The following is a 12,855-nucleotide window of genomic DNA, read 5'->3' on the forward strand; positions in this document are numbered from 1 at the left end:
CGCGCTTCTGCCCGGGCATGACGACTGAGTAGGTGGCGTGGAGCTACGGCCGGTTCGGGTCGAACCGCTTCTCCAGTCCCTTCCAGCAATCCGCGTAGTCGTCCTGCAACGTCGCAGAATTCGCGGCGTGCGCGGTGACGCGCTGCGCGTAGCGGGTCTCGAACATGAAGGCCATGGTGCCGGTCAGCTTGACCGGCTTCAGCTCACCGTTGCTGGCGTGCTCGAAGGCATCGCGATCGGGGCCGTGTGGCAGCATGCAATTGTGCAGGCTCATGCCGCCCGGCACGAAACCTTGCGGCTTGGCGTCGTAGACGCCGTAGATCAGGCCCATGAACTCGCTCATGATGTTCATGTGATACCAGGGCGGGCGGAAGGTGTTGTCGGCGACCATCCAACGTTCAGGGAAGATCACGAAATCGATATTCGCCGTGCCCGCGGTCTCCGACGGCGAGGTCAGCACGGTGAAGATCGAGGGATCGGGATGATCGAAGCCGATCGCGCCGACCGGCGAGAAGGCGCGCAGATCATATTTGTACGGCGCGTAATTGCCGTGCCAGGCGACGACGTCGATCGGCGAGTGGGCGAGCTGCGTCTTGAACAACGACCCGCCCCATTTCACGAACAACTCGGTCGGTGTGTCCTTGTCCTCGTAGTGAGCGACCGGCGTCAGGAAGTCGCGGGCATTGGCGAGGCAATTGGCGCCGATCGGCCCGCGCTCCGGCAGAGTGAAGGCGCCGCCGTAGTTCTCGCAGAGATAGCCGCGCGCCGGTCCGCTCGGAATCTCCACCCTAAACTTGACGCCGCGTGGGATCACCACGATCTCGCCGGGCTCGGCGTCGATTCGGCCGAACTCGGTGACGATGCGAAGATTGCCCTGCTGCAGCACGAACATCAGCTCGCCGTCGGCATTGTAGAAGTGCTGGTCCACCATCGACTTGGTGATGAGATAGACATGGGCGGCCATGCCGGCCTGGGTGTTGACGTCGCCGGCGGTGGTCATGGTCTGCACGCCCTGGAGGAAAGTCATGTCCTCCTTCGGGATCGGCGCCGGATCCCAGCGCAACTGCGCGATCGGCAGATCGTGTTCATGGCACGGTGCCGAACGCCACAGGCCGTCGCCGGCCTTCTCGAAACGGCCCGAATGTTTCACCGACGGGCGAATGCGATAGAGCCATGAGCGCTCATTGCTGCCGCGCGGCGCCGTGAAAGGAGAGCCGGAGAGCTGCTCGGCATAGAGGCCATAGGCGCAACGCTGCGGCGAATTGCGCCCGATCGGCAGCGCGCCCGGCAGCGCCTCGGTCTCAAAGCTGTTGCCGAAGCCGGACATATAGCCCGGCGTGACCTGGGCCGTGCTGCGAATGATCTGATCGGGCGAGGTATTGATGTTCATGACTATCCTCCTCCTTGCAGGGCGGCCCACATCTCCTGGTCGCGTTTGTCAGTCCAGATCACGGGGTCGTCGATCCCCGACGCCTCGTCATAGGCGCGCGACACGTTGAACGGCAGACAGTGCTCGTAGATGGCGAAGCTTTGGAATTTGGGATCCATGACCTCGCGCGTCGCGGCCATCGATTCCTTCAGCGTGCGGCCCTTGGCGACCGAGATTTCAGCGGCGCCATAGAGCGAGGTAACGAAGTCGCGTGTCATCGCGATGGCTTCGCGCACCGTGGCGACACCCTTCAGCGCATCGCCGCGGCCCGGCGCGATCGCCTTGGGATTGAAGTTGCGGATTTCGTTCAGCGTCAGCGGCCATTCGCGCAAGTGCGCGTCGCCGCAATAGCAGGCCGAGTGGTATTCGATCAGGTCACCGGAGAACATCACCTCGGCATCGGGCACCCAGGCGACGATGTCGCCCGAGGTGTGGCCGGCGCCAAGCTGCATCAGGCGCACCTCGCGCTTGCCGAGATAGATCGACATCTCGCCTTCGAAGGTCAGCGTCGGCCAGGTCAGGCCGGGAATGCTCGATGCGTCCTGGAACAGCCGCGGGAAGCGGCCATACTCGGAATCCCAATCCTGCTGGCCACGCTCCTCGATCAGGCGATAGGTCTCCTGCGAGGCGACGATGCCTTGCGCCTTGTAGGCGGAGGCACCGAGCACACGCACGGCGTGATAATGCGACAGCACAACATATTTGAGCGGCTTGTCGGTGACGGTACGGACGCGCTCGATCACCTTGCCCGCCATCGCCGGCGTCGACTGCGCGTCGAACACCAGGCAGCCGTCGTCGCCGACGATGATCGCGGTGTTCGGATCGCCCTCCGCGGTGAAGGCGTAGAGATCGGTGCCAATCTCGGAGAAGGTGATCTTCTTCTCGGCGAGATCGCCGGTGGATGCGAAGTTCTTCGCCATCAGTTCATCCTCAAGTCTTTGGGGTTATTGTTGTTGCTGTTGCTGTTGCTGTCGCTGTTGCTGCTGCTGGCCGTCGATCATGCGCCGCTTGGCGAGGACGATCGCGTCCCGCAGCACGTCGATATCACCGATATGGTTGGCGAGGATCAGCACCAGCGCCGCGTCGAAGTCGGCGCTTTGCTCGTCGGTGAAGCCACGATGCGCCTCGACGATGGCGCGAAAGGCGTCGTCAGGCCGCGCGAAATTGGAGCTGGTTGAGAGCGGCATGCTAATCCTCAATTCAAGCCAATCTTCGATTCAAGCCTTGCGCCCGCGACAGCGCGGCCGCGATCGCCTCGCGCGTCGGATGGCGAAAGCGCGCCGCAACATAGCCATCGGGCCTGAGCAGATAGGCTGAATCAGGCTCGGCGCCATAGCGCTTTGCGACAAGGCCTGAGGGATCGGCAAGCCCGCCCTCACCGCCGATGCGAATATCCTTCACGCCTTCGGGCGCATCGATCGCCGCGCCATTGCTGAACGACAGCAAGGTGAAGTCCGTTCCATCCTTGCGGAACGCATCCGTCAAATAGGCTTGCTCGCCCGCGCGCGTCGCAACGGGGGCGTCGAGCATCGAACAACCGGGGAGCGGTCCACCGCGCCACGCATCCGCATCGGGCGATGACAGCGGCGAGTCATAGCTGCACGGCACCGAGAGCCGCCCGCCATTGACCATGCGCTTGCCGAACTCCGTTTCCTTGGCCAGCGACAGCACTGCCTTGCGCAGCCGCGCTTCCTGATGCGAGTTCGGTGCCATGAAATCGGTCGAGCGGGTGGATTCGCGGATGTTCTCGTCGGCAGCCAGACTGCGCTCGACATGATAACTCTCGAGCAGGCTCGCGGGTGAAGCGCCGCGCAGCACGCGGTCGAGCTTCCACGAGAGGTTTTCGGCGTCCTCGAGTCCCGAATTGGCGCCGCGCGCGCCGAAGGGCGAGACTTGGTGCGCGGAATCTCCCGCGAAGATCACGCGGCCATGGACGAAGCGGTCCATCCGCCGGCACTGGAATTTGTAGAGCGAGATCCACTCGAACTCGAACTTGTCATGGCCGAGCATGCGCGCAATCCGCGGCCGCACGTTCTCGGGCTTCTTCTCGACGATGGGGTCGGCATAGCGATTGAGCTGGAGGTCGATGCGCCAGACATCGTCCGGTTGCCGGTGCAACAGGGCCGAACGCCCCGCATGAAACGGCGGATCGAACCAGAACCAGCGCTCGGTCGGGAATTCCGCGGTCATCTTGACGTCGGCGATCAGGAACTGGTCCTCGAATACCTGTCCCGCGAAGTCGGCGCCGACCATTTGCCGCAGCGAGGAGCGCGCGCCGTCGCAGGCGACGACATATTGCGCGTGCAGGCGATAGGCGCCCTCCGGCGTCTCGATCGTCAGCGCGACGGAATCGTTGCGGCTCTCCAGCGCCGTCACCTTGTTGCGCCAGCGCAGGTTGATCTCGGGCAGATCGCTGATGCGGTCGACCAGATAGGCTTCGGCGTAATACTGCTGGAGATTGATGAAGGCCGGCCGTTTGTGACCGTCGTCCGGCAGCAGATTGAACTGGTAGAGCTGCTGCTCGCCGTGGAAGATGCGGCCGACGCTCCAGACCACGCCCTTGTCGACCATGCGGTCGCCGACGCCGAGCCGGTCCCAATATTCCAGCGAACGTTTCGAGAAGCAGATCGCGCGGGAGCCCTCTCCGATGCGGTCTGCGTCATCCAGAAGGACGACGCGCTGGCCGCGCTGGGCAAGGTCGATTGCCAGCGACAGCCCGACCGGGCCCGCGCCGACGACCACCACTGGATGCTCGGCCGTGCTCTGGCCGGGACGATCCTGATCGGGGTGGCGGCGATAGCCGAACTGGGTTTTGGCCTGATGCGTATCGGCCTTCGCCATGCGCTAACCTCGGCTCTGGTCAGGAGGGGCCTGATCTGCTAGATAGTCTCACGTGCAACTATTTTGGACCGGAGCCGGCCGGCCGTCAACCGGAATTCGGAGCGCTCTCCTTGGCGAGGACATCCAGCGACATCGCGCTGAAGACACGCGAGGCCGATGAGGCTTCACCGCGGCCAAAAACACGGCTCGACCTGTTCAAGTTCGTGCCGTTCCGCCTCAACCGGCTCGCGGCGGAAGTCAGCGCCGCGCTTTCGGTCGAATATCAGGAACGTCACGGCCTCGACATCCCGGCCTGGCGCGTGATCGCGACGCTCGGCTTCCGCAACGATGCCTGCAGCGCGCAGTACGTCGCGCAATGCACCCGCACCCACAAGTCCACCATCAGCCGCGCGGTGACCATGTTGCTGCACCAGGCCTTGATCGAGCGCGTCGAGAACGAAGCCGACCGCCGCGAATTCCGCCTGCGACTGACAAGGAAAGGTCGCACGCTCTACGAGGAGCTGTTTCCGCAATTGCTGCGGCGGGAAGACGAGATCCTCGCCTGCCTCTCCGCACAGGAGCGCAAACAGCTATCGACGCTGCTCGGCAAGGTCGAGCAGAGCCTCGAACTGATCCAGACCAGCGAAGAGGCCGACGCCAAGCAGGCGTATTGAACTCTCACCCCTCATGGTGAGGAGGCGCGCAAGCGCCGTCTCGAACCATGAAGGCCCCGCTGCTGCAACATCTCCGCCTGCATCCTTCGAGACGCGCGCGAAGGGCGCGCTCCTCAGGATGAGGGTCTGGCACTTACGCTATTTCGCAAACGACCGCGACGGCGGCAGATGCAGCGCCCAGGCGTCGACCTTGTCGCTGGCGCGCGGATAAATCTCGGTCACGATCGGATCGTGGCCGGGAATGAACCGGTCAGGATGGCCGGCGAGACGCTCGATCATCTCCCAGCCCTGCGCCATGTCGCCGACATTGTAGACGATCGGAAACGGGCTCCTGCGCTGGAGATTGGCGTAATAATGCGCGGCGTCGGACGCAAGCACCACCGGCCCGCGCGTAGTCTCGACCCTCACCACCTGCAAGCCGTCGGAATGGCCGCCGACGCGGTGCACGGTGACGCCGGGCGCGACCTCGCCGTCACCCGAATAGAAATTGACGCGCTCGCCATAAACATGGCGGACCATCTGGGTGACGTGCTCGACCGAGAACGGATGTCGCAGCAGTCCGTTGCACATGCAGCGCCCCGTCGCATAAGCCATCTCGCGTTCCTGGAGATGGAAGCGCGCGTTCGCGAAGCGGTCGAGGTTGCCGGCATGGTCGTAATGCAGATGCGTCACGATGATGTCGCGAATGCTCGATGCCGCGACACCAAAGCGCTCCAGCGCGTCGACCGGATTGAGCGTCAGCTTGCGCGCCCGCAAGCCCGCCTCCTCGGCATTGAAGCCGGTATCGACCAGGATGTCGCGGCCGTTGCCGCGGATCAGCCAGACGAAATAGTCGAGATCCTGCGCCGCGCTGTCATGCGGGTCGGGCGCGAGGAAGTTCATATTGGGGGTGCGCGGCGACATCGTCGCATAGCGCAATGCGTAGATTTCGTAGGCGTTTCCCATGGCTTTGATCTTGCTCTTTTTCTGGGTGGACCTTCAGGGGCGATCAATCGCACCAAGCCATCGTCCGCCGCAAAGGTCAAACACCGGAGGTTGCGAAGGACGCCAGTCCGCAATGTGAGATCAATCACATTCTTGTCGCCATGACTGCCCTAACATGCAGTCACAATGGCAACCAGAATGCATCGCGTGCAACCGTGACCGCCCGTTTATTCCCCCCTCAACGTGCCCACGCGTCGCGGTCAATTGTCGCGATAGCGCCGAATCTGCATCCGGTTGACGCCCCCCTTCCCCGGTTTGATAATGCACATTGCGTAAGTTAAGGTCGCCGCGGCGCAAGCTGGAAACGGCGCCTTTTTGGCTGGATCGCGCTGATTATGAAAATTCGCTTGCTTTTCGTTCTGTCCTTGCTCGTCTCGCTCATTCCGACCGCTCCGTCGCTTGCGGCCGGCGATCGCTTTGCGCTGGTTATCGGCAACGCCAAATATCCCGACGCCGACGCCCCGCTGAAGGAACCGCTCAACGACGCACGCGACGTCGCCGACGAGCTCAAGCGCGACGGCTTTTCCGTCGAGATCAGTGAGAATCTGACAGGCGACGGCATGCGCCGCGCCTTCGACAAGCTGTACGGCAAGATCAAGCCGGGGTCGGTGGCACTGGTGTTCTTCAGCGGCTTCGGCATCCAGTCCGCGCGGCAGAGTTACCTGCTGCCGATCGATGCGCAGATCTGGACCGAATCTGATGTGCGCCGCGACGGCATCAGCCTGGAAACCGTGCTCGGCGAGCTCAACACCCGTGGCGCCGGCGTCAAGATCGCGCTGGTCGATGCCTCCAGACGCAACCCGTTCGAGCGCCGGTTCCGCAGCTTCTCCGCCGGCCTCACCCCTGTCATCGCGCCGAACGGCACGCTGGTGATGTATTCGGCGGCGCTGGCCTCGGTGGTCTCGGACGTCGGCGGCGAGCACAGCCTGTTCGTCCAGGAACTCCTCAAGGAAATCCGCGTCCCCGACCTGATGGCCGAGGAGACGCTGAACCGCACCAAGATGGGCGTCACCCGCGCCTCGCGAGGCGAGCAGGTGCCGTGGATATCCTCTTCACTGGCCGAGGATTTCTCGTTCATTCCGGGGGCCGGCGGCTCGCGTCCGACAATGACCCCGCCACCCCCGCCTCCCGCTCCGCCGCCGGTCGTCGCCAACAACCCGCCGCCGGCTCCGCCCGCACCCCCGCCGCCTCCGCCGCCGAAACCGGCCGACACGGGGGCAGCATCGGCTCCGTCACCGAAGCCGCAGGTCGAGGCTGCCTTGCCGCCGGCACCGCCACCGCCTGTGTTGCCGCCTGTGTTGCCGCCCGATCCCGTCACCGCTCCGAGCATGGAAAGCGGTCCGAGTGCGGCCGTCCTGGCCGAGGACCCCACCATCAAGGGGCTGACGGCCAAGATCGCGGCCAATCCGGACGACGTGAACGCGCTTTACCGGCGCGGTCAGGTCTATGCCAGCAAGGGCGCCTACAGCCTGGCCATCAAGGATTTTGACGAGACGCTTCGGATCAACCCGAAGGACGTCGAGGCTCTGAACAACCGCTGCTGGACCCGCACCGTGGTCGGCGACCTCCAGGGCGCGCTGAAGGATTGCAACGAGGCGCTGCGGCTGCGGCCGAACTTCGTCGACGCGCTGGACAGCCGGGGGCTCGTCAATCTGAAATCGGGGGCGGTCAAGAACGCCATCGCCGATTTCGAGGCAGCCCTGAGGATCAATCCGCGCCTGACCTCCTCGCTGTTCGGACGCGGGATTGCAAAGCAGCGCAACGGCTCGGCCCAGGAAGGTGCGCTCGATATCGCCAATGCCAAGGCAATGGACCCGAACATTGTTCAGGAATTCGCAAGCTACGGAGTGCGTTGATATTTTTTTGAACCGGGGCCGATGTGCCTCGAACCCGCGACGGCCCGGCGAAGACTAATCTTACGGATGCCGGAGGCCGCCCTCCGGGGGGGTTATTGCAGGATTTTGGAACCGCGCGAGCTGGCTGCGCAGGAGGGACTGGCTATGAGATTGGCTGCAAAGGGACTTACCGCAATCCTGTCCATCATTACCGTCGGTGCCGCGCTGTCGCTCACGAGCCCGCCGGCATTCGCGGGCGACGACGGCAACAGCAAGAACGTCACCGAGGACGAGATCGTCCGCGCGCTGGCGCCGCCGCCGAAAAAGCCGCTGACCCGCGGCCTCTCGATCGCTCCGCAGGCCGATCCCGCACCGAGTGCGACGGAGACCAAGCTGATCCAGTCCGTGCGCGGCCGCTCGACACGGTCGCTTTCGTCGACCGAGCGTGAAGAAATCGCGTCGGCGGCCAAGGACAAGCCGAACATCGATCTGGAAATCACGTTCGACTACAACTCGGCCAATATCAGCGCCAAATCGCTTGCCTCGGTCCAGGCGCTCGGCCGCGCGCTGACCAGCCCCGACCTGAAGGGCTCGACCTTCGTGGTCGCCGGCCACACCGACGCCGCCGGCGGCGAGGGCTATAACCAGGATCTGTCGGAGCGCCGCGCGGATTCGATCAAGCGCTACCTGGTCGACAAGTACAGCATCTCCGCGACCGACCTCGTCACCGTCGGCTACGGCAAGAGCAAGCTGAAGGACCCGGCCCAGCCGATGGCCGAGGTCAATCGTCGCGTGCAGGTCGTCAACATGGAAAACAAGACCACCGCATCGAAGTGAGCACGACGTAATCCTTTGAAGTGACAAGTCGTGATGTGGTGTAAAGTCTCGCTTCCAGAGCGCGTCCCGCAGCCTTGCGGGACGCTGCTTTATTTCAGGGAACCGCTCTCCATGGGCCGCGTGCGGATGGCCGTGAGCCAGGCCAGGACGATCCGGCGATGAACCTCTCCGAATATCTCAAGCCGGCCGGAACGGTGGTCTTCGTCGTTGCGATCGGCGTCGGCTATTATTTGTTCGAACACCGGCATCGCCCCGAGGTCAAGGAGACGCCGAGCGAGGCGCTGGTCATCGTGACGAAGTCGACCAATGCCTGCTTCTCCGACCTGGTCCGGGTGACCGGCTTCTTCGTGCCGCGCCGCGAAGCCGTGGTCATCGCCGACCAGGAGGGATCCAGGGTCACCGACCTCTTCGTCACCGAGGGCACCCTTGTCAGCGACAATCAGGAGCTGGCGCGCCTGACCGCCCCGCCCCAGATCCCGGGCCAGCCGCAGCGACCCGGCCCGCAAGGCCCGATCTCGCTCAAGGCCCCTGCGCCGGGCCTCGTCACCGAGGTCCGCACCATCGTCGGCGCGCCGGCCTCGCCGCAGGCCGGCCCGATGTTCCGTATCGCCGTCAACAACGAGATCGAGCTGGACGCGCAGGTCCCGGCGGTGCACATGCCCAAGCTCAGCTCCGGCGCGACCGTGCGCATCAGCCGCGACGCCGCGCCCGATTTGATCGGGCGGGTCAGGCTGGTCGCGCCAGAAATCGATCGCGCCACCCAGCTCGGCCGCGTTCGCATCAGCGTCACCAACAATCCCTCGCTGAAGGTCGGCGTGTTCGCGCGCGCCTCGATCGACGCCAAGCGAAGCTGCGGCGTCGCGGTTCCCAAGACCGCGATCGACCATCTCACCGTGCAGGTCGTCAAGGCCAACATTGTCGAGACGCGCAAGGTACGGGTCGGGCTGTCATCGGACAGCGCGACGGAAATCCTGGAAGGCCTCAACGTCGGCGAAATCGTCGTGGCCGACGCCGGCTCGTCGCTGCACGACGGCGACCAGATCAAGACCATGTTCGCCGATGAACTCGATCGCACGCGGGTACGCTGATGGCTCTCAATATCTCGGCATGGTCGATCCGCAATCCGCTGCCGTCGGTCGTTTTCTCCATCATCCTCCTGATCCTCGGCTGGGTATCCTTCACCAAGCTCGCGGTAACGCGGCTACCCTCGGCCGACATTCCCGTGATCTCGGTCGCGGTATCGCAGTTCGGCGCGGCACCCGCCGAGCTCGAATCCCAGGTCACCAAGACGGTTGAAGACGCCGTCTCCGGTGTCGAAGGCGTCAGGCACATCACCTCGCAGATCACCGACGGCCTGTCGGTGACGACCATCCAGTTCGCGCTGGAAACCAACACCGACCGCGCGCTCAACGACGTCAAGGACGCGGTGACGCGCGTGCGCTCCAACCTGCCGCAGAACGTCACCGAGCCGCTGATCCAGCGCGTCGACGTCATCGGCCTGCCGATCGTCACCTACGCCGCGATCTCGCCCGGCAAGACGCCGGAACAGCTCTCCTATTTCGTCGACGACGTAGTCAAGCGCGCGCTGCAGGGCGTGCGCGGCGTCGCCCAGGTCGAGCGCATCGGCGGCGTCGAGCGCGAGATCCTGGTCTCGCTCGATCCCGATCGCCTGCAGTCGATGGGGCTGACGGCCGTCAATGTCAGCCAGAGCCTGCGCGGCACCAATGTCGACGTCGCCGGCGGCCGCGCCGAGATCGGCAAGAACGACCAGGCGATCCGCACTCTCGCCGGCGCCAAGACGCTGAGCGACCTCGCCGGCACCATGATTCCGCTGTTCGGCGGCGGCGAGGTCCGGCTCGACGATCTCGGCACCGTGACCGACACCATCGCAGACCGCCGCACCTTCGCCCGCTTCAACGGCGAGCCGATCGTCGCGCTCGGCATCAAGCGCTCCAAGGGCGCCAGCGACGTGAAGGTGGCCGAGGCCGTGCAGAAGCGCATCGACTCGCTCAAGGCCACCTATCCCGACGTCGACCTGAAGGTGATCGATACCTCGGTCGAATATACCAACGGCAATTACCACGCGGCGATCTCGACCCTGTTCGAAGGCGCCATCCTCGCCGTCGTCATCGTGCTGTTGTTCCTGCGCGACCTGCGCGCCACCATCATCGCCGCGATCTCGCTGCCGTTGTCGATCTTCCCGGCGTTCTGGGCGATGGACCTGCTCGGCTTCTCGCTGAACCTCGTCAGCTTCCTCGCCATCACGCTGTCGACAGGTATTCTGGTCGACGACGCCATCGTCGAGATCGAGAACATCGTCAGGCACATGAACATGGGCAAGTCGCCCTATCGTGCCGCCCTCGAGGCCGCCGACGAGATCGGCCTCGCGGTGATCGCGATCTCGCTGACGATCATCGCGATCTTCGCACCCGCGAGTTTCATGTCGGGCATCGCCGGACAGTTCTTCAAGCAGTTCGGCATCACCGTCTCGGTGCAGGTGTTCTTCTCGCTGCTCGCGGCGCGCTTCGTCACGCCGGTGCTCGCCGCCTACTTCCTCAAACATGGCAATCACCAAGAGCCGCCGCCCGGCCGCGTGCTGCGGTCCTATCACAGGATCGTGGCCTGGTCGGTGAAGCACTATTTCATCACGGTGCTGGTCGGCTTCGGCGTCTTCGCCGCCTCGATCTGGAGCATCACGCTGCTGCCGCAGGGTTTCCTGCCGGCGCAGGACAGCTCGCGCTCACTGGTTGCCCTCGAGCTGCCGCCGGGCACCCAGCTCGCCTACACCGAAAAGGTCACCGAGGACATCGTCGCGCGCCTGCGCAAGCGGTCCGAGGTCAAGAGCATATTCGTCGACGGCGGGCGCGTTCCACCGGGCACCCAGGAAGTCCGGCGCGCCGCTTTGATCATCAACTACACGCCCAAGGACAGCCGCGACATCACCCAGCGCGAGCTTGAATTCTCGATCAGCCAGGAGCTGGAAAACATTCCAGACATCCGCTTCTGGTTCCTCGACGAGAACGGCCTGCGCGCCATCTCGCTGGTCGTGACCGGCGCCGACGCCAACATCGTCAACAACGTCGCCAGCGAGCTCGCGACGCAGATGAAGCGGATTCCGACCATCTCCAACGTGATCTCGGAAACCACGCTGGAGCGGCCCGAGCTGCGCGTCGAACCGCGCGCCGATCTCGCCGCGCGGCTCGGCGTCTCGACCGAAAGCCTGTCGCAGACCATCCGCGTCGCCACCATCGGCGACGTCGGTCCCGCGCTCGCCAAGTTCGACGTCGGCGACCGTCTGGTGCCGATCCGCGTGCAGCTCGAGGATGCCGCGCGCGGCAATCTGAAGACGCTCGAGCAGTTGCGCGTGCCGCTCGGCGAGCATGGCGAGAAGGGCGGCGTGCCGCTCTCCGTCATCGCGGACGTCAAGCTCGACCAGGGTCCGACCAGCATCAACCGCTATGATCGCGAGCGACAGGCCACCGTCGCAGCCGATCTCGTCGGCTCCGCCGCGCTCGGCGACGCCACCAAGAAGATCTACGACCTTCCGGTCATGAAGAGCCGGCCGAAGGGCGTGAAGGTCTCACCCTCCGGCGACGCCGAAAGCCTGAACGAACTGTCCGAGGGCTTTGCCACCGCGATCACGGCGGGCCTGATGATGGTCTACGCCGTGCTGGTGCTGCTGTTCGGCACCTTCCTGCAGCCGATCACCATTCTGTTCTCGCTGCCGCTCTCGATCGGCGGCGCGATCGCGGCCCTGCTGATCACCGGCAAGCAGCTCACGACGCCGGTGTGGATCGGCATCTTGATGCTGATGGGCATCGTCACCAAGAACGCGATCATGCTGGTGGAATTCGCCATCGAGTCCATTCACGCCGGCAAACCGCGCGAAGAAGCCATGATCGACGCAGGCATGAAACGCGCTCGCCCGATCGTGATGACCACGATCGCAATGGCCGCCGGCATGATGCCAAGCGCGCTCGCGGTCGGCGCGGGCGGCGAGTTCCGCTCGCCGATGGCGCTCGCGGTGATCGGCGGCCTGATCTTCTCGACCATCCTGTCGCTGGTGTTCGTGCCCGCGATGTTCATGGTGATGGACGATCTCGGCGCACTGATCTGGCGCTTCGGCAAGCGGCTGGTCGTGCACAGCGAAGATGCGGACGACGCCGGTCATCACGGCGCTGCGCCGGCCGAAGCGATGTCGGCGCCGAAGAACATCGTGCACCCTGCGGCGGAGTAGATTCCGGGCGAGCCGACTCAGGGCGCAAGGGCGAAGGAG

The 12,855-nt window shown here is 64.6% G+C and carries 10 protein-coding genes; 5 read left to right on the plus strand and 5 right to left on the minus strand.

The window, feature by feature from the left end; all coding sequences use genetic code 11:
• Positions 1-43: 43 nt before the first annotated feature.
• Genes hmgA through JQ591_RS31910 form a run of 4 tightly spaced genes read right to left on the minus strand, consistent with a single transcriptional unit; the run spans position 44 to position 4,270 of the window.
• The gene (hmgA, locus tag JQ591_RS31895; RefSeq protein WP_211399930.1) at positions 44-1,390 is read right to left on the minus strand and encodes a homogentisate 1,2-dioxygenase; all 1,347 of its coding nucleotides are present in this window, start codon (positions 1,388-1,390) and stop codon (positions 44-46) included.
• A 2-nt stretch (positions 1,391-1,392) separates the two neighbouring features.
• The gene (locus JQ591_RS31900) at positions 1,393-2,349 is read right to left on the minus strand and encodes an MBL fold metallo-hydrolase (protein WP_211399931.1); all 957 of its coding nucleotides are present in this window, start codon (positions 2,347-2,349) and stop codon (positions 1,393-1,395) included.
• 24 nt (positions 2,350-2,373) lie between these two features.
• The gene (locus JQ591_RS31905; RefSeq protein WP_211399932.1) at positions 2,374-2,616 is read right to left on the minus strand and encodes a DUF2783 domain-containing protein; all 243 of its coding nucleotides are present in this window, start codon (positions 2,614-2,616) and stop codon (positions 2,374-2,376) included.
• Between the two features lie 13 nt (positions 2,617-2,629).
• The gene (locus JQ591_RS31910; RefSeq protein ID WP_211399933.1) at positions 2,630-4,270 is read right to left on the minus strand and encodes an FAD-dependent oxidoreductase; all 1,641 of its coding nucleotides are present in this window, start codon (positions 4,268-4,270) and stop codon (positions 2,630-2,632) included.
• A gap of 110 nt (positions 4,271-4,380) precedes the next feature.
• Here JQ591_RS31910 and JQ591_RS31915 point away from each other — a divergent pair, with 110 nt between their 5' ends.
• On the plus strand, positions 4,381-4,923 hold the full coding sequence (locus JQ591_RS31915) for a MarR family winged helix-turn-helix transcriptional regulator (RefSeq protein ID WP_211399934.1): 543 nt from the start codon (positions 4,381-4,383) through the stop codon (positions 4,921-4,923).
• Positions 4,924-5,061: 138 nt separating this feature from the next.
• Here JQ591_RS31915 and JQ591_RS31920 read toward each other — a convergent pair whose 3' ends face one another.
• Positions 5,062-5,868 carry an N-acyl homoserine lactonase family protein gene (locus JQ591_RS31920; protein WP_211399935.1) on the minus strand — a complete coding sequence of 269 codons (807 nt, stop codon included), beginning with the start codon at positions 5,866-5,868 and terminating at the stop codon, positions 5,062-5,064.
• 374 nt (positions 5,869-6,242) lie between these two features.
• On the opposite strand from JQ591_RS31920, the gene JQ591_RS31925 reads away from it, so the two are divergent.
• The 4 genes from JQ591_RS31925 to JQ591_RS31940 all read left to right on the plus strand — a co-directional run bounded on the left by JQ591_RS31925 (position 6,243) and on the right by JQ591_RS31940 (position 12,816).
• Positions 6,243-7,763 carry a caspase family protein gene (locus JQ591_RS31925; RefSeq protein ID WP_211399936.1) on the plus strand — a complete coding sequence of 507 codons (1,521 nt, stop codon included), beginning with the start codon at positions 6,243-6,245 and terminating at the stop codon, positions 7,761-7,763.
• Positions 7,764-7,907: 144 nt separating this feature from the next.
• Entirely contained in the window at positions 7,908-8,579 is a 672-nt protein-coding gene (locus JQ591_RS31930) for an OmpA family protein (protein ID WP_211399937.1), read from the plus strand.
• 158 nt (positions 8,580-8,737) lie between these two features.
• On the plus strand, positions 8,738-9,667 hold the full coding sequence (locus tag JQ591_RS31935) for an efflux RND transporter periplasmic adaptor subunit (protein ID WP_211399938.1): 930 nt from the start codon (positions 8,738-8,740) through the stop codon (positions 9,665-9,667).
• Positions 9,667-12,816 (plus strand): efflux RND transporter permease subunit, encoded by a 3,150-nt coding sequence (locus JQ591_RS31940; protein WP_211399939.1) that lies wholly within the window; start codon positions 9,667-9,669, stop codon positions 12,814-12,816. The genes JQ591_RS31935 and JQ591_RS31940 overlap by 1 nt, the downstream gene beginning before the upstream one ends.
• Positions 12,817-12,855: the final 39 nt, after the last annotated feature.

Origin of the sequence: Bradyrhizobium canariense (genome assembly GCF_018130465.1) — a bacterium.
Classification (GTDB): Bacteria; Pseudomonadota; Alphaproteobacteria; order Rhizobiales; family Xanthobacteraceae; genus Bradyrhizobium; species Bradyrhizobium canariense_C.

Excerpts from the sequence above, each read along its gene's own strand:
- JQ591_RS31920 (WP_211399935.1), bottom strand. The coding sequence starts at position 5,868 with ATGGGAAACGCCTACGAAATCTACGCATTGCGCTATGCGACGATGTCG.
- JQ591_RS31935 (WP_211399938.1), top strand. The coding sequence starts at position 8,738 with ATGAACCTCTCCGAATATCTCAAGCCGGCCGGAACGGTGGTCTTCGTC.
- JQ591_RS31905 (WP_211399932.1), bottom strand. The coding sequence starts at position 2,616 with ATGCCGCTCTCAACCAGCTCCAATTTCGCGCGGCCTGACGACGCCTTT.
- JQ591_RS31925 (WP_211399936.1), top strand. The coding sequence starts at position 6,243 with ATGAAAATTCGCTTGCTTTTCGTTCTGTCCTTGCTCGTCTCGCTCATT.
- JQ591_RS31930 (WP_211399937.1), top strand. The coding sequence starts at position 7,908 with ATGAGATTGGCTGCAAAGGGACTTACCGCAATCCTGTCCATCATTACC.
- JQ591_RS31910 (WP_211399933.1), bottom strand. The coding sequence starts at position 4,270 with ATGGCGAAGGCCGATACGCATCAGGCCAAAACCCAGTTCGGCTATCGC.
- JQ591_RS31900 (WP_211399931.1), bottom strand. The coding sequence starts at position 2,349 with ATGGCGAAGAACTTCGCATCCACCGGCGATCTCGCCGAGAAGAAGATC.
- hmgA (WP_211399930.1), bottom strand. The coding sequence starts at position 1,390 with ATGAACATCAATACCTCGCCCGATCAGATCATTCGCAGCACGGCCCAG.
- JQ591_RS31940 (WP_211399939.1), top strand. The coding sequence starts at position 9,667 with ATGGCTCTCAATATCTCGGCATGGTCGATCCGCAATCCGCTGCCGTCG.